Origin of the sequence: Burkholderia sp. Bp9140 (genome assembly GCF_003853425.1) — a bacterium.
GTDB lineage: Bacteria > Pseudomonadota > Gammaproteobacteria > Burkholderiales > Burkholderiaceae > Burkholderia.
The window spans coordinates 35,164-56,822 of the sequence record NZ_QTPQ01000041.1; the positions used below are offsets into that span (position 1 = coordinate 35,164).

At 67.5% G+C, this 21,659-nt stretch carries 15 protein-coding genes; 5 read left to right on the plus strand and 10 right to left on the minus strand.

Annotated elements, in window-relative coordinates; translation table 11 throughout:
* Positions 1–5: 5 nt before the first annotated feature.
* The 9 genes from DIE21_RS29110 to DIE21_RS29150 form a co-directional block, all read right to left on the minus strand.
* Entirely contained in the window at positions 6–842 is an 837-nt protein-coding gene (locus DIE21_RS29110; protein WP_124500912.1) for a cytochrome c, read from the minus strand.
* 245 nt (positions 843–1,087) lie between these two features.
* Positions 1,088–2,353 carry a hypothetical protein gene (locus DIE21_RS29115; RefSeq protein ID WP_260426664.1) on the minus strand — a complete coding sequence of 422 codons (1,266 nt, stop codon included), beginning with the start codon at positions 2,351–2,353 and terminating at the stop codon, positions 1,088–1,090.
* 32 nt (positions 2,354–2,385) lie between these two features.
* Positions 2,386–4,209, minus strand: coding sequence for a glutamine--fructose-6-phosphate transaminase (isomerizing) (gene glmS, locus DIE21_RS29120; RefSeq protein ID WP_124500914.1), 1,824 nt, complete (start codon positions 4,207–4,209; stop codon positions 2,386–2,388).
* 118 nt (positions 4,210–4,327) lie between these two features.
* Entirely contained in the window at positions 4,328–4,816 is a 489-nt protein-coding gene (locus tag DIE21_RS29125) for a Biofilm PGA synthesis auxiliary protein PgaD (protein WP_124500915.1), read from the minus strand.
* Complete coding sequence (gene pgaC / locus DIE21_RS29130) at positions 4,794–6,065, minus strand: poly-beta-1,6-N-acetyl-D-glucosamine synthase (RefSeq protein ID WP_124500916.1); 1,272 nt, start codon at positions 6,063–6,065, stop codon at positions 4,794–4,796. Before pgaC ends, DIE21_RS29125 begins: the two co-directional genes overlap by 23 nt.
* A complete protein-coding gene (gene pgaB / locus DIE21_RS29135; RefSeq protein WP_124500917.1) occupies positions 6,062–8,155 on the minus strand; it encodes a poly-beta-1,6-N-acetyl-D-glucosamine N-deacetylase PgaB in 2,094 nt (697 codons plus the stop codon). The genes pgaC and pgaB overlap by 4 nt, the downstream gene beginning before the upstream one ends.
* A gap of 15 nt (positions 8,156–8,170) precedes the next feature.
* Positions 8,171–10,927, minus strand: a complete 2,757-nt coding sequence (gene pgaA, locus DIE21_RS29140) for a poly-beta-1,6 N-acetyl-D-glucosamine export porin PgaA (protein ID WP_124500918.1) — start codon at positions 10,925–10,927, stop codon at positions 8,171–8,173.
* Between the two features lie 103 nt (positions 10,928–11,030).
* A complete protein-coding gene (locus DIE21_RS29145; protein WP_124500919.1) occupies positions 11,031–11,789 on the minus strand; it encodes a hypothetical protein in 759 nt (252 codons plus the stop codon).
* Positions 11,790–11,866: 77 nt separating this feature from the next.
* Positions 11,867–12,295 (minus strand): hypothetical protein, encoded by a 429-nt coding sequence (locus DIE21_RS29150; RefSeq protein WP_124500920.1) that lies wholly within the window; start codon positions 12,293–12,295, stop codon positions 11,867–11,869.
* An 86-nt stretch (positions 12,296–12,381) separates the two neighbouring features.
* Between DIE21_RS29150 and DIE21_RS37370 the strand changes: the two genes are divergently transcribed.
* Complete coding sequence (locus tag DIE21_RS37370; protein ID WP_185642863.1) at positions 12,382–12,585, plus strand: hypothetical protein; 204 nt, start codon at positions 12,382–12,384, stop codon at positions 12,583–12,585.
* A 400-nt stretch (positions 12,586–12,985) separates the two neighbouring features.
* On the opposite strand, the gene DIE21_RS29155 is transcribed toward DIE21_RS37370, so the two are convergent.
* On the minus strand, positions 12,986–13,978 hold the full coding sequence (locus DIE21_RS29155) for a LysR substrate-binding domain-containing protein (protein WP_124500921.1): 993 nt from the start codon (positions 13,976–13,978) through the stop codon (positions 12,986–12,988).
* Between the two features lie 689 nt (positions 13,979–14,667).
* On the opposite strand from DIE21_RS29155, the gene DIE21_RS29160 reads away from it, so the two are divergent.
* From DIE21_RS29160 to DIE21_RS29175, 4 genes are all read left to right on the plus strand, one after another.
* Complete coding sequence (locus DIE21_RS29160) at positions 14,668–16,083, plus strand: circularly permuted type 2 ATP-grasp protein (protein ID WP_124500922.1); 1,416 nt, start codon at positions 14,668–14,670, stop codon at positions 16,081–16,083.
* A gap of 64 nt (positions 16,084–16,147) precedes the next feature.
* Complete coding sequence (locus DIE21_RS29165; protein WP_124500923.1) at positions 16,148–17,089, plus strand: alpha-E domain-containing protein; 942 nt, start codon at positions 16,148–16,150, stop codon at positions 17,087–17,089.
* A gap of 10 nt (positions 17,090–17,099) precedes the next feature.
* The gene (locus tag DIE21_RS29170; RefSeq protein WP_124500924.1) at positions 17,100–18,074 is read left to right on the plus strand and encodes a transglutaminase family protein; all 975 of its coding nucleotides are present in this window, start codon (positions 17,100–17,102) and stop codon (positions 18,072–18,074) included.
* Positions 18,075–18,167: 93 nt separating this feature from the next.
* Positions 18,168–21,623, plus strand: a complete 3,456-nt coding sequence (locus tag DIE21_RS29175) for a DUF2126 domain-containing protein (protein WP_124500925.1) — start codon at positions 18,168–18,170, stop codon at positions 21,621–21,623.
* Positions 21,624–21,659 lie beyond the last annotated feature (36 nt).

The following is a 21,659-nucleotide window of genomic DNA, read 5'->3' on the forward strand; positions in this document are numbered from 1 at the left end:
GCGGCTTACTTGCCGGCCTTGCGCCGGGCCATATAGGCGAGGTAGGCGACGATCTGGTCGAGTTCCGGGTCGCTCAGCTGATCGCGCGGGAACGCCGGCATCACACGGCCCGGCCAGTCGCGCACCGATGCCGGATTGCGGATGTAGCGGCGCAGCGCGGCGGGCTGGAAGTAGTCGACCGGATTCATCGGTGCGTTCAGGTCGGGGCCGGCATGGCTGCTGCCCGCGCCGTCGAGGCGATGGCACGCGAGGCATTGCGTGACGAACAGCCGCTGGCCCGCGCGGGCCGGATCGTTGGCCGGCAGCGCAGGATCGACGGCGAGCGACGGCCAGCGCGCGAGCGGCGACGACTCGACCGTGATGCGCACGATCTGATACGGCCACTGCTCGCCGCGTACCGACGCCGCCTCCGGTCCCAACCACACGAGATAGAACGGCCCCGCGCCGACCTGCTTGCCCGGCAGCTTCGGCCATGGGTGCGCAGGGTCCTCGATCGCGAGCCACGCGACGGCGCCGGCGGGCGCACGGCGGCGCGCGAGATCCAGCGGCAATTGCGCGGCGAAACCGTCGGCCGCGCGCGTTTCGAGCACGCCGTCGGCCGGCAGCGGCGTGTCGCCGAGCAGGGCGGCGAACGGCACCGCACGGAACGTCATCGGCCGGCCGTACGCGATGTCGCGCGGCACGTGGATGTCCGTCGCGTCGGCGCGTGCGAGCAGCGCCTGGCGCGTCAGGACGCGCGGCGTGCCGTCGGTCTCGAGCTCGAGCGAGCCCTGGGCGGACGCGCGCGTGGCGATCAGGCACACCGTCATCAGCAACAGCGAAAACCACTGGCGCTTCAGCATTCGTTCTCCGTGGAAGGGCGTTCCGGCGGCGGCAGAAGGGCGAGTGCCGCGGTCGATGGAAGGAATCGGGCGACAGTCTATCCGGTACGGGCGGCGCTGGCGACTTCGGCGCGGGAGCGGGCCGGCCAGCGGCGTGTCCGGCTACCCGGCCGCCGGATGCGTGCGGAAGGATCGCGCTGCGCGATTCGGGCAGCGGCGCAACTGCACGGGTGAATCGCGTCGGTTCCGATCGGCGCGCCTCGACGTCAATGCGCCGAACACTGCGCGTCGGCGTTCGGCAACGGCGTTTCCCGCGTCGTGTCGAAATCGGCTTCGCGCGTCCCGTAGGGTGTCAGCGACACGAAATGCATCGTCCCGTCGCGTGCCGGGAACCCGGCGATGCCGGTCGCGCCCCACGGAACCGGCGAGCGCTGCACGCCGCTCACCGACATGCCGGTTGGCGAGAGCGCCAGCGTCATCAGCCGCCCGTCGCGGGTCGGGACATACGCATGCGTGCCGTCGACGCCGATCCCGGATTCGCGCACCGACGCCGGCAGGCAGTCGAGCGTGGCGAGGTGCCGGCCGTCCGCGTCGATCAGCATCGCGACGCCGCGATTGTCCGCGGTCGTCGTGACGATGACGAAGCGGTCGACCGCCGGCACGTAGGCCGACGAATACACGTAGTACTGGATCGTGTCGCTCAGCGCCCCGAGCTTGTCGAGCTTCGCCGTGACCGGATCGAACATCGCGTATTCGAGCGTCGCGGCGGTGCTGCCTTCGATGTATTTCTGCCAGACCAGCAGCGCGCGGCGCGGCGAGCCCGCGACCACGGGCCACCACTCGCGGCGGTGCGGGGCGACCGGCACATGGTTCAGCGCGTGTCCTTCTGCATCGTAGGTTTTCACGTAGACACCGTTGCCGGTGCCGAGGTTGTCGACGCCGCCGCCGTCGATCCAGTCAGCGGAATAGAACACGACGAAGCGTTCTCCAACCGCGGCGACGTGCCCCGAATGGCCGCCCGCTTCGACGTCGTTCGGGTAGGGCTTGACCGGCTTCAGGTCGCGCCGATAGACGCCGTACCGCTGGCTGACCACCTGCGGCGTGTTCCAGCCGTCCTCGAACGTGACGAAGATGTCGCCGCGCGGGTTCTGCGCGATCGACACGGGCTCCTGCGCTTCCGGACGGCTGATGAACGTATGGACGCGCAGCAGGCGTGGCTTGCCCGCCCGCCACTCGCCGACGTACACGTCATGCGGCCAGTTGCCGTTGCGCAGCGCGCCGCGCGGCACGACGCCCGAGCTGCTGAAGAACACCCAGCGCCGTCCGTCGCCGGCGTCGGCCACGCCGATCCCGTGCATGAAGCGCCGCGGGTCGCCGCTTTCCTGCGGCGACGCGGGTTCCCGCACGGCGACCGTATGCACGGCCGGCGCGCCGGCGCACGTGTACGACGGCGCCGCGACCGCACCGCACGCGCCGCACAGCGCCGCCGCGACGCGCCACGCGGCGGCCCGCCGGGCCGCGTGTGCGCGCATGGCGAACGCGTGCGCCACGTCCGGCCGCCGCGTCATTCGACGGTGACCGATTTCGCGAGGTTGCGCGGCTTGTCGACGTCGGCGCCGCGCGCGCAGCCGACGTGATACGCGAGCAGCTGAAGCGGTATCACGTTGACGACCGGCGACAGCGCATCGCCCGACTCGTGCACGCGGATCAGGTGCGTGTCGCGGTCGGCGTCGATCTCGAGATGATGGCCCGCGAGCACGTACAGCCGTCCGCCGCGTGCGCGCACCTCGGCCATGTTGGACTTCAGCTTCTGGAACAGGCGGTCGTCCGGCGCGATCGTGACCACCGGCATCGCGCTCGTGACGAGCGCGAGCGGGCCATGCTTCAGTTCGCCGGCCGGATAGCCTTCCGCATGGATGTACGACACTTCCTTGAGCTTCAGCGCGCCTTCCAGCGCGATCGGATAGTGAATGCCGCGGCCGAGGAACAGCGCGTTCTCGGTGCGCGCGAACTTCGCGGCCCAGCCCATGATCTGCGTTTCCAGCGCGAGTGCGTGGCCGATGCGCTCCGGCAGTTCGTGCAGCTTCTTCAGGTGCATCGCGACATGCGCCGCGTCGAGCCGGCCGCGCTGCTGCGCGAGCGTCAGCGTCAGCAGGAACAGCGCGACGAGCTGCGTCGTGAACGCCTTGGTCGACGCGACGCCGAGCTCGATGCCGGCGCGCGTCAGGAAGCACAGTGGCGCGCCGCGCGCGATCGAGCTGGTCGCGACGTTGCAGATCGCCATCGACAGGTCCTGGCCCATCCCGCGCGCGCGCTCGATCGCGCCGATCGTGTCGGCGGTCTCGCCGGACTGCGAAATGCCGACGACCAGCGTGCGCGGATCGGGCACGGTATCGCGGTAGCGATATTCGCTCGCGATCTCGACCTGTGCCGGGATGCCCGCGATGCCCTCGAGCCAGTATTTCGCCGTCAGGCCCGCGTAGTAGCTGGTGCCGCAGCCGAGCAGCAGCACGCTCCGGGTCTTCGACAGCAATGCGCGCGCGCTTTCGTTGCCGCCGAACAGCGCGGGCGAGATCGTGTCGATGCCGTCGATCGTGCTGGCGATCGCCTTCGGCTGCTCGAAGATCTCCTTCTGCATGAAGTGCTGGTACGGGCCGAGCGCGGCGTCGTCGTCGCGTGCCTTGACCTCGCACAGCGGACGCCTGGCTTCGCAACCGACCGAATCGACGACGTCGATGCGTTCCGGCGTGATCCGCGCGACGTCGCCGTCTTCCAGGTAGACGAAGCGGTCGGTCAGGTCGCCGAGTGCCGCGCAGTCGGACGCGAGATAGTTCTGGTGTGCGCCGATGCCGATCACGAGCGGCGAGCCGGCGCGCGCGGCGACGAGCCGCTGCGGTTCGCGTGCGCTCAGCACGGCGATCGCATACGCGCCGTGCAACCGCTTGACCGCGCGGATGACGGCATCGAACAGATCGTCGCGATACACGCTGTGGATCAGATGTGCGATCACTTCGGTGTCGGTCTCGCCGCGAAACGTATAGCCGCGCTCCCGGAGTTCGGCGCGCAACGCATCGTGGTTCTCGATGATCCCGTTGTGCACGACCGCGATCGTGTCGCCCGACATGATCGGGTGCGCGTTCATTTCCGACGGCGCGCCGTGCGTTGCCCAGCGCGTGTGCGCGATGCAGGTCTGCGCTTCGAGACCGAGCGTCAGCACGCGGTCCTGCAGGTCCGCCACGCGCCGCAACGTGCGTTCGCTGCGCAGGCGGCCGTCGCGCAGCACGGCGATGCCGCACGAATCGTAGCCGCGATACTCGAGCCGGCTCAGCGCGTTGACCAGTTGCGGCACTTGATTCTTCAGGCCGCTTGCTCCGACGATTCCGCACATGATTCACCTCGTCTACAGGAAGTTGCCGGCCGGCGCGCGACGCGCGCCAGCACGATTCCGGGAGCGGTGTCGCGCCGCGCGGCATGCGTTGCGCGCGGCGCGGCGCGTCTCCGGTGATCTACTCGCGGGGCCGCGGTCCCGCATGCGCGACCCATTCGATGCCCGAGATCGAGCCGTTCGCATCGTGCGACGCGACGAGAATGCGCGTCGTGCGCCGCGCGCCGCGCCGGCGGGCGCCCGCGAGCGCGGTCGGCGGCACCGAGCGCATCTTCACGGTGGCCGAGCGCCGCAGCATCTTCGACGCGCGCAACCGGTACGCGAGCGGATGCACGACGCGCCCCGCGATCAGCCACATGACGATCGTGCCGGCAATCAGCGCGATGCTCGTCACGTAGAACACGATCTGCTCGATCGGCATTTCGGCCTGGTTGAACGGCAGCAGGTAGCGATACGTGTAGATGCAGATCGATGCCCATACGCCGCCGACCAGCGCGGGTCGCACGAGGCGGAACCACACGACGAGCACGGGCCCGACGATGTTGCCGCGCTCGGCGATCAGTTCGCGCGGCGCGCGCAGGGAAAGGTCAATAATCGGCGCGTTCTTCATGTTGAATGCCTCGGTCGGGACTGACCCAAACGGCGCGCTTGCCGCGACCCCGCAGTAAGACGGCGGGCAGGGCGACGACGGTGGTGATCATGCTGATCAGCCAGAACGCGACGGGGTACCAGATGGTGTCAAGGAAGTACATCAGGAGTTTTTCGTCGTAACGACGATCGATCATGCAGCCGATGATCAGTTGCAGGGTGCAGGTCGCGACCAGCAACATCCCGTGCCAGTGCGGCACCACGGACACATGCCAGCTCGACGGAAGCGGGTAGACGACGTCGATCAGCGCGAGCAGCAGGATGAACGACATCGAATAGGCCCACGCGATGCCGATCAGGTACTCGGCGAACAGCGGCCACATCATCATCTGCGTCGGCCGCGCGAGCGTGCCCGCGTATTTGAGCAGCACCTGGATGCCGCCCTTCGACCAGCGCAGCCGCTGCCGGTACAGCCCCTTCAGCGTCTCGGGCATCAGGATCCAGCTGAGCGCGTGCGGCTCGTACACGACGCGCCAGTCGCGGCATTGCAGCTTCCAGCTGATGTCGATGTCCTCGGTCAGCATGTCCGAGCTCCAGTAGCCGACGTCGGCGAGCGCGGTCTTGCGGAACATCGTGATCACGCCCGACACCGTGAAGATGCGCCCGTACACCTGCTGCGTGCGCTTGATCAGCCCGACGATCGACGAGAATTCGCCGACCTGCATGCGTCCCAACAGCGACGTGCGCGTGCGGATGCGCGGGTTGCCGGTGACCGCGCCGACGCCCGGATCGGTCAGGAAATGCTCGAGCATCCAGCCGATCGCATCGTGCGCGAGCAGTGCGTCGCCGTCGATGCAGAGCAGGTATTCCGCGTTCGAGACCGACGCCGCGGTGGTGAGCCCGACCGCCTTGCCTTCGTTGCACGCGTGATGGATCACGAGCAGCCGCGGAATCTCGACGGCCAGCTCGTTGAGGATGTCGCCGGTGCGGTCCTTGCTGCCGTCGTTGACCGCGATGATGTCGTAGTTCGGGTAGTCCATCGCGTTCAGGTGACGGATCACGCTGCGCGCGTTCGCCGCCTCGTTGAAGCACGGCACGACGATCGAGATCTTCGGGATCCCGCTCGCGGCGATCGTGCGCGTCGACAGCTCGCGACCTTCCTCGAGCAGGAAGTAATGCACGACACCACCGATCATCCACAGATACGACATGAAGAACGGATAGTAGAAGACGAAGTCCTGCAGGCGCTGGATGATGCCGTGGGTGGTCATGGCGTCTTGGTCCCCTGTGCATGCTGCATCTGCATCAGCGCGTTGATCGAGGTCGGATCGAGGCGCGACTTCAGCGACATCACGTCGCGCATCGCGTCGAGCTCCGGCTGGCCGTTCAGGAAGTTGTCCGGGTAGTAGCCGAAATTCACCGCGCCCTCGCTGCGCAGCCGCCGCATCTGCGCGAGCAGCGTGCCGGCCGGCACGTCCTTGTGCGCATGCCAGTCGTACGACTGCAGTTCGAACACGGTGCGCTGCAGCCCGCGCTGCTTCGCGCGGACGGCCCGCACGAGCTGGTCGAGCCAGCCTTGCGGATCCTTCGCCTGCTCCATGTACGGCATCGCCATCAGCGCGACATAGTCGTAGGCGGCGAGAAAGTCGTCGTAGTTCTGCGCGTACCACGCTTCCGATTCGGGCTTGAGCACCGGCATCGCGAAGATGTTGCGCACGGTCAGCACGTCGCCCACGTTCTGGTGGGCCAGCACGACCTGTTCGAGCTGGCGGGTCAGGTCGATCAGGTAGCGCGACTTCTGGCGCGTCCAGCGTTTCATCAGGTCGGGGTTCTCGCGGATCTTGCCGACGTCGGCCGGCAGCCCCCACTGCGAATAGATGCGCAGCGCGTGCCGGCCCGCATCCTCGTAGTCGTCGAGCACGGCGTCGTCGCTGAACAGGATGCCGCTGAACGACGCGTGCTTGCTGAGATCCTCGTAGATCTGCTGGATCATCAGCCGCGCATCCGGATCGAACGGGCTCAGCCGGAACATGCGCGTACCGCTCTCGCGGGCCGGTGCGCCGCCATAGGCACTCACGGCCTCGAGCCCGCGCTGCTTGTCGGCCGGCGGCCGGAACGCGAGCACCGGCATCCACGCGTACACCTGCACGTTGGAGCGCGTGTTGAGCTGCCACGCGGCGCGCGAGAACAGGTCGGCGCGCATCGGCAGGTGCCGGTTCGGGAAATACACCGCTTCGGCCACGCCGGTGCCTTTCGGGTCCGCATACGCCTGGAGATACACTGATTTCGGCTGCATCCGGTAGATGCGCTCGACCAGCTTGCCGAGATTCGCCTCCTGCCGCGCGGGATCCGGATCGTAGACCTGGTCGAGATCGACCTGCACGATGCGCTCGGGCACGTCGACGTCGCCGCGGTTGGACGCCGGCTCGCGCATCGAGCGCTCGAACCCGCCGATGTCGACGTCGTACATCATCAGGATCCGCCTCAGCCGGTCCAAAGGCACGTCCGGCGTATTCGGGCCGGCATCGAGGCTGAACTGGATGTCCATGCCGAGCGACGTCGATATCTTGCGCACGGGCTGGTTTTCCGCACCGTATGGCCACACCATCGAGCGTGCGACGATGCCGGTGCGTTCGCGGATCTGCTGCACGCATGTCTGCAGGTCGTTGTGCACGCGTGTTTCGAATTCGGTGTCGGTTTCATAGCGCTTCTCGTTCTGCAGGTAGAGGTGCGACGTGGTCGCCGGCAACTCGTTGCCTTGCGGGTTCGCGACCGCGCCGTGATGGAGGTTGTGGGTGTGGCAACCGAGCTCGACGAGGTGCGACTGACCGAGTTTCTGCACCTCGTCCCACGACATGAAGTAGTTGCGCGGCACCTGGAATTTGTCGCTGATGCGGATCGGCGCATCCAGCGGCGCGTCGATCCATGCGGTCACGATGCCCATCACGGCCGGATACTTGAAGCGCTCGAGCAGCGGCAGCACTTTCGTGTAGTGGCTGCGGTAACCGTCGTCGAACGTGAGGAGCACCGCGCGCGGCGGCAGCGGCTTGCCGCCGTGCCGCGACTCCTCGATCTGCTTGACCGTGATGGTGTGGTAGTTGTTGGTCTGCAGCCACGAGAAGATCGCGGTCAGCGTGCCGGTATCGACCGCGAACGGGTCGACCATCGCCGACGCGGAGGAGAATGACGCCATCAGGTTGTCGCGCACGTCGTGCATGCAGATCACGCGAAACGTCTTGCCGTCCGCCGGATCGGACGGCGGCAGCAGGTCGATCATCCTGGCATTGGTCACGCCGGGGAACAGCGAACAGGCGGTAAACGTGCCGAGGCATCCGCACATGAAGGTCCGTCTGGTTTGCATGGCGCGATCTCCTTGCTAAAACGGCAGGTTGACCGACAGGAAGCCGGTTTCGGAGCGCTCGCGCTGGCCGTCGTACGCGTGGCTGCTGACCTCGACGCCATAGCTCAGCGTGATGTCGTGCTTGAACGTCCACGCGTGCTCGAGGCGCGCGCTCCACAGCGGGCTGGTGCCGAAGCCGCGCTCGTTGTACACGCCGCCCGACACCGACAGGCGCTGCTGCAACCCCATGTCGCCCTTCTTCCACAGCGTCAGCTGGTGCATGACGGTCGCGGCGGCCGCGTAGTCGCGGCCCGGGCTGAAGTAGGGCGCGTTCTGGCGCGTGTTGCTGTCGGTGCCGAGATCCAGCGAGACGTTGACGAGCTGGTTGGCGGCCGTGTACACGCGCTGCGTGGCGGTCGCCGTGATCTCCTGGTGCAGGTTCGAATCGCTGTAGCGGCTCACGCCGTAGCTCAGCTTGACCTCGCGCCGGTCGTTCTGGCGATACACGACCGAGACGTTCGCGGAGCGGCCCCAGATGTGCGCGGCATACGCCTTCCACGGCAGCGAGTTGTCGTTGGTGTCGAGCGCGCCGGAGACCGTCCAGTAGTCGTTCAGCGCGTACGCGATGGACCCGCGGCCGCCGGTTCGGCCGTCGCCGCCGAGCGAGCGCGTGACTTCGCCCAGCACGGTGAGCGGCCCGTGCCGGTAGTCGCCGCCGATGCCCGTGCGCGTGCGGCTGACGCTGCCGCTGTCGGTTTGTGCATGGCCGAAGAACGTGTGCGAGAAGACGCGCCAGTTGTCGCCGAACGGCTGCGAGTAAATGTAGCTGTCCGACGTGAAGCTGTTGTCGGCCAGCGCGCTGTTACCGTGCTCGAAGCTCAGGTCGGTCGTGAATATGGGGCTGCGGTATGCCTTGTAGTCGCGCTTGAAGCCGCGCACGGCGCCGCTGTCCGGGAACACGTTGTCCAGAGTCTGGTCGACGTTCTTCGCGGTTGCGTAGTCGTCCGCGACGAGCGACGCGCGGCCGAGGCCCGCGAGCATCTCGACGCTGTCCGGATGATCCGTGAGCGACGCGCGATACATCGCGATCGCCTGGCGCGGATGTGACTGGCCGGACACCGCGTCGGCGTGCGCGGCGCGGATCTCCGCGTTGAACGGCACCTGTTTCTCGAGCGCTTCGAGCGCGGCGATCCCTTCGTCGACGTGGCCCGTGAAGATCAGGTATTGCGCGCGCAGCCGGTAGTAGCGCAGATAGTCGCTTTCCTCCGGGCCGTAGTTGCGCACCTCGTTGGCCGGTGGCAGCGACTTGCCCATGTCGTCGAGCACCTGCTTCGCGTCCGCCGCGCGCGCCCGGTCGACGTACGACCAGAACAGCCCTTCGCGCAGTTCGATCGGGCGCGTGCGTGCACCGTACTGGAAGCCGCGGGTCGCGCGGTCCGTCGGCGCCGCGGTCGCCTGCTTCAGCGCGCGCTGGTATACGGTGTTCGCCTTGCCCGGTTCGCTCAGGTACAGGTAGGCGTCGCCGACGGCCGCCAGCGCGTCGATCGAGATCTCCGCGTCGGGCGGAATCGTCTCGAACGTCGCGACTGCCTGCTTCATGTCGCCGCGTGCCGCGTAGGCGACCGTCCGGTCGCCGGCAAGCGCGGTCCTCACCGGTGAATACTCGGGCGTGGCCGGCATCCGCTTGCCGAGGTCGTCGGCCGCGCGCAGTGCGCTGTCGAGCCCGTCGAAGCGGTCGGTACTCGTCATCGAGCGCGACTTGTCGCGTCCGCCGCGCACCTGCTGGCGAATCGACAGTTCTTCCAGCTGCGCGATGTCGACGGCCGAGAACGCATCGGGCCGCGCCTTCGCTTCTTCGAGCGCCTTGATCGCGCCGCCGCTCGCGGCGAGGCCGAACACGTCGTTGCGCACGGTCGCGACATCGGCGGTGCGGAGGTTCGGTGCCTGGGCATTCGGCGTTTCGACGTCAGGTCCTTGCGAGGGTTGCGTCGCCGTGCCCGGCAGTTGGGCGCCGGGCGTTTGCGAATTCGGTCCCTGGGACGACGGCGGTTGCGCGCCGGGCGTCAGGGTAACCGGCGCAGGCGAGTTCGGCATCGGGGTGGCGGATGCCTGCGCGGTTTTCGTCGGTGCGTTCGGCGGCGCGTCGGTCGCGGCCTGCAGCGGGGTGTCCGAGGGGGACGCGCTCGGTGCTGGCGAATGAGAGGCAGGTACGTCGGTCGTCGTGGAAGCGCCTTGCGGCGGTGCTTCGGGCGGCTGGGTGCTCGCGGGCTGCGCGATCTGGATCGGCGCGTCCGATGCAGGCGCGACCGATGCCGGCGCATTCGTCGGCACGGCGTCGGATGCCTGGGCAAGTTGCATCGGCGCATTCGACGCCTGAGCGTCTGGTGCCTGCGTATTCGGCGATTGCGCGTCCGGCGCCGGTTCATTCGGCTGCGCCACGTCCGGCTCCACCACGACCGTGGTCGGCATCGCCTGCGGTTGCGGGTTCGACGCCTGCACGATCTGCATCGACGCATCGGATGCCTGCGCGATCGGCGTCGGCGCAAGCGGAGGCAGGGTGTCCGGACCCTGGGCGAGCCGCATCGACGCCCCCGTCGGCTGGATGTCGGGAGGCAGGGCATCCGGCGCGCCGTGGGTTCCGGCGATTTTGCTCGCGCCGCCGGGTTCCGCGTCGCCTTCGGCGGCAAGGCAGGGGCCGTACGCGACGAGCAGCAACAGCAACGGCGCGTGCAGGAGGATCCGCCGGTTGGGCGGAGCGACGGTGGTGCATTGTTGTTGACGATTGTTGGCCACGGTAGTCCTCACTCTGAATCGATCACATCGGTTGCACGCCCGACGATGCTCGTCGCCGGCCGTCACGCCGCCGGGCAGCGAGGCCCGGCGGCATCCGGCCGGTTCACAGGCGGTTGCGGATCGCTTGTCCAAGCAGCGCACGCGATTCGCTGTTCTTCGGGTCGATGGCGAGTGCCCGGCTCGCGTTTTGCTCCACGCAGTTCCATTCGTCGATTCGTGCGCACCAGCGCGCCTTGGCCAGGGCGCGAGCACCTTCCAGATCGTCGTGCGTGACGCGCGTGGTCTCCATGTGTGCCGTGTCGGCGAGATACGACTGCGGTTGCCGTCGCGGCGCGGGGTCGGTGTGTGTTCTCGTGCGCGCGAGCGACTGTGAACGTGACGTCCGGTGCGTGTCGCTGGGACGTGCCGCACGACCGCTGGCCGATGCGGCGTGTGCGTTCGCCGCGAGCGTCGTGGACGGCATGTGTGCGGGGCGCGCGTGTTTCGCGGCGGAGCGGGTAGTCGTTTGCGGCGGCACGGCCGGTTCCGCCGCAGCCGACAAGGCGGGTGTTGCCGGCGCATACGGCATGACCGGTGCAGAAGGCGTGACCGGCGCGGCCTGCGCGACCGTCGATGCCGCACCGGAGACGTCGGCCGTCGCGGCCGCGACGGCCTCGCGATACTTTCCGGCGGCAGTGCCGATCATGCCGGCGATGTCGTGCGTCACGGTTGCATGGCCGAGCCCCACGTCCCGCTCGACGTATGCGAAGGCACCGAAGATCGCGGCAAATGCAACGATGCTGAGTGCCGCACTCTTTCCCGGGCCCCAGAAGGGTTTCGGCTGACGGACGGGCGAGCCGTCCGGTTGTTCTGCACGAGTCATTCAATCCTCCTCGATTCGATGGATTGCCGTGCATGACGCGATCGCGCGCACCATCGGCACGCGGATTCGACTGACGTTCACCACCGCAGCTGCGTGGCGAGCGTGCCCGTTTCGACGACCGCGAACTGGGTGGCTCCCTGATAAGTCCCTTCGACCCGGTAACTTGCCTCGGGCACGCTGAACAGACAGCGCGGCCCCGTTGCCTTGAATTCGACGAGGACGCGTCCATGCCGTCGCAGCCGTACCTGCACGTTCGACAGCGGTTGCCCGTTGGCGCCCGATACGAACGACACGCCGAGGTTGTACGGACGGCCATCGGGGGGAAGCGGCGCCGTCCCGTCGATTCGCGCGTCGCCGCAGATGTACGAAATCACGTATCGCCCGGGGCCGGCCCCGGACGCAGGCGTGTCGGCCGGGGTTTGGGGCTGGGCCACGACATTGATGCAGAGTGCGGATACGGCGATGCCGAGGAGTGGGCTAGCGTGCTGCCTAAACGAGGAAGACATTGCAACCTCCGTCCGGAATCGATGACGGCGCATTTATCCCGAGTCGAATTGGTGAAGTTCTATTCGCGACACGCTATTGATACACGATGGGTTTTCAACAAACAATCGCGTGTGGCCCGAATGGGACAGGCTTTAAATGTCTTATTGAAGGAGGATTGTGGCGGATTTTGGTGGTTTGTTTAACGCTGAATAAAGTCGATATTGCCGAATATGACTATTGCTCAGCGGTAGCGATGACCAGACGAAAATTCTCCGACGAAAGTGGTACCGAAGTTCGTGCCGAGAAATAACGACTGATAAAAGGATTTTTTGCCTCTGTGCTCGCGGCATGGCGATGAAGGTCGATGCACAGGCCGGGAAGCCGGAAAGGAGGGCGCGACGTTTATTGATATCGGTCGGCATTATATGCAAACAGAAACTTTTGATTTGTTGTGTAACAGGGTATTTCCGTCTTATAAATCGATGGGTTATTTGGGGCCGCTGCTTGATTTGTCGAAGAATACGGCGCGGGCGCGCAAACGTTTGGCTTTTAATCGCAATTGATCGGACGTGCGATATTGATTCGAATATGAAGCGGGGGCGAAAGATGCCCCGCGGGGCAGGCGCGGGTTAATGGCCGGCGCGGCGCGGATCGAACCGCGCCGCGCGCCGGCGTTCTCGTACGCGAATACGCGAGTACGTAAGGGCGCGTTACCGGCTGCCGCCGGCGCTGCGGCGCGCCATGCGCACGGCCGGCGCGACCGGATCGGCGGCGATCGTGCCGTCGGCCGCCGCTCGCGGCCGGTTCATGATGTAGGTCCACAGCTGTTCGGCCGCGAGCCCGCGCTTGCGCGCGGACCGGTAAAGACGGATCTCGAGCTCGGTGATCCAGTCCGCCGAACCCGCGCAGACGAGCGACCCTTCCGCGAGTTCCTTCGCCACGCAGCTTTCCGGCAGCCAGCCGATCCCGTGCCCGGCCACGACCATGCCCTTCAGCGCCTCGGACATGTGGGTTTCGAAGCAGCGATGCAGCGCGTACGGTTCGGACGCATTCAGCAGCAGCATCTCGACGACATTGCCGAGAAATGCGCCCGACGAATACGCGAGCAGCGGCAGCGGCGCGTCCGCCGTGCCCGGCAGTTCGAATACCGGCTTGCCGCGCGCGTCGGGCGTCGACACCGGCAGGATCCGTTCGACGCCGAGCGTGACGAACGGGAAGTGGTTCGGATCGAGCACGATCGGCAACTGCGGATGGTGATAGCCGAGCAGCAGGTCGCACTCACCTTCGACGAGCTGTTGCACGCCTTCGGGCACGTTGACTGCGTTGACGCGCGCGGTCACGTGGCCGACTTCGCCGTTCAGCTGCTTGAGCCATTCGGGGAACAGCGTGAACACGAGCGTATGCGCGACCGCGAAGCGCACGACCTGGTCGCTTGCCGCGAACTGGTCGTAGCCGTTCACGAGGTTGCGTGCCGCATACATGCTGCGCAGGATGTCCGCGGCCAGCCCGCGGAACATCTGCCCGGCCGGCGTCAGCGCGATCGGGTTGATGCTGCGGTCGACCAGCTTCGCGTCCATCCACGTTTCGAGTGCGGCGATTCGTCTGCTGAATGCCGACTGCGTGAGGTGCCGATGACGCGCGGCCCGGGAAAAGCTCTTGGTATCTGCAAGGCTCAGGAAATCTTCCAGCCACTTCGCTTCCATTTCGATCTTCGCTTTTTATAGTCGGGCGCCCACAGGGGCGGCGGCGCCGTTTCGCTGCACGAACCTTCTAGACTACCGTGCCTCGCGCGCACGCAGCCGATGTTTTTTTTCGATCGGTGTCAGTCGAAATATGCATGAGCGTTGTCGGCGCCATTACGGCTGCATAAGTTTGAGGCGCCGGACCCGGCTAACCGGTTAGTTCACCGCGTCGAACGCCGGTGCGGCCGCAGACGGTACTTCCCCAGGGCCGGCCGCGCGGGTTGCGTGGCCGGCCCGCCTTTCCCGCGGTTCGTTGCGACGGCCCGGCACGATGCCATCCCGGGCGAAAGCGGGAATCGGGAATCGGGAATCGAACAGCCGAAGCCGGGGCGGACGGTGCGGGGGCACGCTCCGCCACGACGCGCGCGGCCGGCGCGGGCGCGCATTTGGTGCGGTGCAGATTGCACATTCGTGACACGCGGGGGAACTATGTTTGACAGGTGCGGCATCGGCCGCGCGCGATCGCGGCGCGTCGCTGCCGCGGAGCGGGCCGTCGCTGCACCGTCGTGGTGCGACATGGCGCACGAGCGTGCGTGATGCGGCGCAAAAAGGGGGAATCGAGTGGATCGCGCAAGGCACGTTCCTTGCGAAGCAGATGTGACGCCGGTCCGGCATGCGCAATGCCGGGGAGAACGATGGAGAACAATTCGATGAAACCGTTCGATGAAATGCTGCAATCCGGCGACATGGTGAGGGCGCCTTACGCGCGCCTGAAGCAATGGCTCGACACGCAGAACCCTGCGAGCCTCGCCCAGAAGGCCCACGATGCGGAAGGCGTGTTCCGCAGGACGGGCATCACGTTCGCCGTGTATGGTGATTCACAGGCCGCCGAGCGGCTGATTCCGTTCGATATCGTGCCGAGGATCATCTCGGGCGCGGAATGGAGCCGGCTGTCGCTCGGCATCGAGCAGCGCGTGATGGCGCTCAACGCGTTCCTCGACGACATCTACCACCGCCAGGAAATCGTGCGTGCCGGCATCGTGCCGAAGCACCTGATCGCGCACAACGAGGCGTTCATCCCGGAAATGATCGATTTCCGGCCGCCCGGCAACGTTTACACGCACATCATCGGCGTCGACATCGTGCGCACCGCCGAGAACCAGTTCTACGTGCTGGAGGACAACGCGCGCACGCCGTCGGGCGTGTCGTACATGCTGGAAAACCGCGAGACGATGATGCAGCTCTTCCCGGAGCTGTTCCAGCAGGTCAAGGTGCGCCCGGTCGAGACCTATCCGCAGATGCTGCGCCAGTCGCTCGCGGCCGTGTGCCCGCCGGGCGGCAACGCCGACAACCCGACTATCGCCGTGCTCACACCCGGCATCCACAACTCCGCGTACTACGAACATTCGTTCCTCGCCGACCAGATGGGCGTGCACCTCGTCGAGGGCAGCGACCTGCAGGTGGTCGACGGCCGCGTCGCGATGCGCACGACCGAAGGTTTCCGGCCGATCGACGTGCTGTATCGCCGCGTCGACGACGCGTTCCTCGATCCGCTCACGTTCCGCCCCGACTCGGTGCTCGGCGTGGCCGGGATCATGGACGTCTACCGCGCCGGCAACATCACGATCGCGAACGCGCCGGGCACCGGCATCGCCGACGACAAGGCGATCTACTCGTACATGCCGGAGATCGTCGAGTTCTACACCGGACGCAAGGCGCTGCTGGAGAACGTGCCGACCTGGCGCTGCGGCGAAGCCGACAGCCTGAAATACGTGCTCGACCATCTCGACGAACTGGTCGTGAAGGAAGTGCACGGCTCGGGCGGCTACGGGATGCTGGTCGGGCCGTGCGCATCGAAGGCCGAACTCGAGGCGTTCGCCGCGAAGCTGCGCGCGCGGCCCGCGAACTACATCGCGCAACCCACGCTGGCGTTGTCCACGACGCCGATCCTGACCGACGCCGGACTCGCGCCGCGCCACGTCGACCTGCGGCCGTTCGTGCTGGTGTCGGACCGGATCCGCATCACGCCGGGCGGGCTCACGCGCGTCGCGCTGAAGGAGGGATCGCTCGTCGTCAATTCGAGCCAGGGCGGCGGCACCAAGGACACCTGGGTGCTGGCCGACTGAGCCGGGCACGACCACGCGCGCCGCAGCCGGCGCGCGAACCGAACGAAGACGGAGTGGACACGAGATGCTTCTGGGACGAACTGCGAGCGGTCTCTACTGGATGTACCGCTATATCGAGCGCGCGGAGAACATCGCGCGCATCGTCGATGCCGGGCTGCGGATGGCGCTCACGCGCACGTCCGACGCGCCGGCCGAATGGTCGTCGGTGCTGGTCAGCTCGGGCGCGGACGACGGCTATCGTCAGAAGTACGACGCGTATGCCGCCGATACCGTGACCGACTACCTGCTGCGCGACCGCGACAACCCGTCGAGCGTGCTGTCGTGCATCGAGGCCGCGCGCTCGAACGCGCGGATGGTGCGCACGGCGCTCACGCGCGAGGCGTGGGAGAGCGTGAACGGCGCATGGCTTGCACTGCGCCGCGCACTCGCGCAGCCGGTGCCGGAGAGCGGGCTGCCGGCGGTGCTCGACGAAGTGAAGCGCGAAACCGCGCTGATCCTCGGCAGCTTCTACAGCACGATGCTGCGCAACGAGATCTTCGATTTCGCGCAGATCGGCGCGTTCATCGAGCGGGCCGACAACACCGCGCGGATCATCGACGTCAAATATCACCTGCTGCTGCCGTCGGTGTCGCACGTCGGCACGATCCTCGACAACTACCAGTGGGAGACGATCCTGCGCTGCGTGGCCGCACACCGGTCGTATCGCTGGGTGTACGACGTGCAGTACAAGCCGATGAACATCGCCGACTACCTGATCCTGAACGGCCGCATGCCGCGTTCGCTGCGCTATTGCTACGGGCGCGTCGTGTCGAGCCTGAACCTGCTCGCGAAGGATTACGGCGTGACACACCCGTGTCACGACACGGCCACGAAGATCCTGCAGATGCTGTCCGACACGTCGGTCGAGCGGATCTTCAAGAGCGGCCTGCACGAATTCCTGACCGACTTCATCGGCCGCAACAACAGCCTCGGGATCGACATCGCCCAGGCCTACAACTTCGACTGAGAGACTTGCCATGCGACTCGCCATCCGACACATCTCGCGTTATCAGTTCGACGATCAAGCCACCCATGCGCTGCAACGGCTGCGGCTGCGCCCGCAATCGGGGCCCGGGCAGACGGTGCGCGCGTGGCAGGTCACGATCGACGGCGTCGAGCCGACGCTGTCCTATACGGACGGGCTCGGCAACCGGACCGACCTCGTGCGCCACGACCGCGGCGCGAAGAACGAAATCGTCGTCGTCGCGGCAGGCGTCGTCGAGACGCAGGACCGCGCGGGCATTCTCGGCAACCCCGAGGGCTATGCGCCGCCGTGGATCTTCGAACGCGAAACCGCGCTCACCAAAGCCGGCGATACCGTTCGCGAAATCACGCAGGCGCTGCCGATCGAGCCGCACAGCCTCGATGCGCTGCATTGGCTGATGACGGAAGTGCACGGGCGCATCGCGTATGCGCCGAACCTGGCCGACGCAACGGTCGACGCCGAAACCGCGCTGCAAAGCGGCGAGGGCACGAGCCGCGACCATGCGCATGCGTTCATCGCGGCCGCGCGTGCGCTGAAGGTGCCCGCGCGCTACATCTCGGGCTACGTGCTTGCCGACAGCGCGATGCAGCGCATCGCCGACGCGAAGCAGAGCGCGGCCGGCGACGAGGAAGAGGAAGCGCTCGCGCTGCAGAGCGGCGACGGCATGCAGCAGGCGCTCGGCGCATCGCACGCCGCGCAGTCGCAGGGCTTGCCGCTGGCGGCGCTCGGCACGCAGCCGCAGGCCGCCGCGCTGATGCAGCAGCCGGCAGGGCACGCGTGGGCCGAGGCCTATGTCGAAGGGCTCGGCTGGGTCGGCTTCGATCCGTTCATGAACCGCTGCCCGGACGAGCGCTACGTGCGCATCGCCATCGGCCTCGACCATCGCGACGCGCAGCCCGTGACGGGGCTTGGCGCGAGCACCGTCGGCATCGAGATCAGCGTCGTGCAGTCGCCGGAACTCGTCTGACGCGCCCTTTCACCGAATTCGCCGTGCCGTGCCGCCGCAGCGACGGCGACGCGGCGCGTGCGGCCGGCCCAACCCGAACCGAGCGGCTCTCCCATGTCCATCCACGTCGCGCTGCATCACACCACCCGCTACCGCTACGACCGCCCCGTCAACCTCGGGCCGCAGGTCGTGCGGCTGCGGCCCGCGCCGCACTGCCGGACGCCGATCGTCTCGTATTCGATGACGGTCGAGCCCGCGCAGCACTTCATCAACTGGCAGCAGGACCCGTTCTCGAACTATCTCGCGCGGCTCGTGTTTCCGGAGCGCACCGAACACTTCGAGATCACGATCGACCTGGTTGCCGAGATGTCGGTGTACAACCCGTTCGACTTCTTTCTCGAAGCGAGCGCGGAGCAATACCCGTTCAGCTATGACGACGCGCTGAAGACCGAACTCGCGCCGTACCTCGCGTGCGATCCGCAGACGAGCGCGGCGCCGCTGTTCCGTGCGTATGTCGACGGCGTCGATCGTACGCCCGCCGGCACCGTGGACTTCCTCGTCGCGCTGAACCAGCAGCTGCAGCGCGACATCGGCTATCTCGTGCGGATGGAGCCGGGCGTGCAGACACCCGAGCAGACGCTCGAGCTCGCGTCCGGGTCGTGCCGCGACAGCGCGTGGCTGCTCGTGCAGCTGTGCCGGCATCTCGGCATCGCCGCGCGCTTCGTGTCCGGCTACCTGATCCAGCTCACGCCCGACGTGAAAGCGCTCGACGGCCCGAGCGGCACGACGGTCGACTTCACCGACCTGCACGCCTGGTGCGAAGTCTACCTGCCGGGCGCGGGCTGGATCGGTTTCGATCCGACCTCGGGCCTGCTCGCCGGCGAAGGGCACATCCCGCTCGCGTGCACGCCGCAGCCGACCAGCGCCGCGCCGGTCGAAGGGCTGATCGACGAATGCGAGGTCACGTTCGAGCACGAGATGGCGGTGACGCGCGTGTACGAGTCGCCGCGCGTGACGAAGCCGTATACCGAGTCGCAGTGGGATGCGGTGCGCACGCTCGGCGCGCAGGTCGACGGCGCGCTGACGGCCGGCGACGTGCGGCTGACGCAAGGCGGCGAGCCGACCTTCGTGTCGATCGACGATCGCGACGGCGCCGAGTGGAACACCGATGCGCTCGGCCCGACCAAGCGCGGCTACGCGACCGAGCTCGTGCAGCGGCTGCGCGCCGAATACGGCGAAGGCGGCTTCCTGCATTTCGGGCAGGGCAAGTGGTATCCGGGCGAGCAGTTGCCGCGCTGGGCGCTGTCGATCTTCTGGCGCGCCGACGGCCAGCCCGTGTGGCACGATCCGTCGCTGTTCGCCGACGAGCGCGAGCCCTCCGCGTGCACGACCGACGATGCGAAGCGCTTCATCGACGCGCTGGCCGCGCGCCTGGGCCTGACCGACGAATTCGTGCGGCCCGGCTACGAGGACGTGTGGTACTACCTGTGGCGCGAGCGCCGGCTGCCCGTCAACGTCGATCCGTTCGATTCGCGTCTCGACGACGAGCTCGAACGCGCGCGGCTGCGCAAGGTGTTCGACCAGCAGCTCGACAGCGTGGTCGGCTACGTGCTGCCCATCAAGCGCGCGGACGATGTGCCGGGCCGCGATCGGTCGGGCCGCGATCGGCCGGAGCTCGACGGTCCGCGCTGGCAGACGGGCCCGTGGTTCTTCCGCGACGAGCGGATGTACCTCGTGCCCGGCGATTCGCCGATGGGCTATCGGCTGCCGCTCGATTCGTTGCCGTGGGTCGCCGGTGCCGACTATCCGTTCCTCGTCGAACGCGATCCGTTCGCGCCGCTCGCCGCGCTGCCGGATGCGGCCGCATTCCGTGCGCGTCATGCGGGCGCCGCCGACGCACCGCGCTACCTGGCCGGCATGCATCGCGAAGCGCCCGCGCAAACGGTCATGCAGTGGCGCGGCGACGGCGCCGACGCGGACGCGGACGGACCGCACGCGCATGGCCTGCAGGACCCGCGGCGCAGCCCCGAGCGCTTCGAATCGGCCGCATGGATCACGCGGACCGCGCTGTGCGTCGAAGTGCGCAACGGCGTCCTGTACCTGTTCATGCCGCCGCTGGCCGCGCTCGAGGATTATCTCGACCTGCTCGCCGCGATCGAGCTGACCGCGCACGCGCTCGGCGTGAAGCTCGTGCTCGAAGGCTATCCGCCGCCGCGCGACGCGCGGCTCAAGGTGCTGCAGGTCACGCCCGACCCCGGCGTGATCGAGGTGAACATCCATCCGGCCCGGAGCTTCGACGAACTCGTCGGCCAGACCGAATTCCTGTACGACGCCGCGTGGCAGTCGCGCCTTTCCAGCGAGAAGTTCATGGTCGACGGCCGGCACGTCGGCACGGGCGGCGGCAACCACTTCGTGCTCGGCGGCGCGACTCCGGCCGACAGCCCGTTCCTGCGCCGCCCCGACCTGCTCGCGAGCCTGATCGCTTACTGGCACAACCATCCGTCGCTGTCGTACCTGTTCTCCGGGTTGTTCATCGGCCCGACGAGCCAGGCGCCACGCGTCGACGAGGCGCGCAACGACCAGGTCTACGAGCTCGACATCGCATTCGCGGAAATCCAGCGCAACAAGCTGCTGTACGGGCAGGACATGCCGCCGTGGCTCGTCGACCGCGTGCTGCGCAACCTGCTGATCGACGTGAGCGGCAACACGCACCGCAGCGAATTCTGCATCGACAAGCTGTACTCGCCCGACGCGTCGACCGGACGGCTCGGCCTGCTCGAACTGCGTGCGTTCGAGATGCCGCCGCATGCGCGGATGAGCGTCGTGCAGCAATTGCTGCTGCGCGCGCTGGTCGCGCGCTTCTGGGCCGCGCCGTACACGACGTCGCTCACGCGCTGGGGCACCGCGCTGCACGATCGCTTCATGCTGCCCGCGTTCCTGAAGATGGATTTCGACGACGTGCTGGCCGAGCTGCGCGACGCCGGTTTCGGGTTCGACCCGGCCTGGTTCGCGCCGCACTTCGAATTCCGCTTCCCGCTGTTCGGGCAGATCGCGGTGAACGGGATGCAGCTGTCGCTGCGCGGCGCGCTGGAGCCGTGGCACGTGATGGGCGAGGAGGGGGCGCCCGGCGGCACGGTGCGTTACGTCGATTCGTCGGTCGAGCGGCTCGAAGTGCGCGTGACCGGACTGAACGACAACCGGCACGTCGTGACCGTCAACGGCCGCGCGCTGCCGCTGCAGCCGACCGGCACCGTCGGCGAATACGTCGCGGGCGTGCGCTACAAGGCGTGGGCGCCGCCGTCGGCGCTGCATCCGACCATCGGCGTGCATGCGCCGCTCACGTTCGACATCGTCGATACGTGGCTGCAGCGCTCGCTCGGCGGCTGCCGGTATCACGTCGCGCACCCGGGCGGACGCAACTATGCGACGTTCCCGGTCAATGCGTACGAGGCCGAGAGCCGCCGGCTCGCGCGTTTCGTCGCGATGGGGCACACGCCGGGGCGGATGACGGTGGCGGCGGCCGCGCCGAGCCGCGAATTCCCGTTCACGCTCGACCTGCGGCGGCCCTGATCGTCGGATGAAAGGACGGACGACGATGCGCGGTAC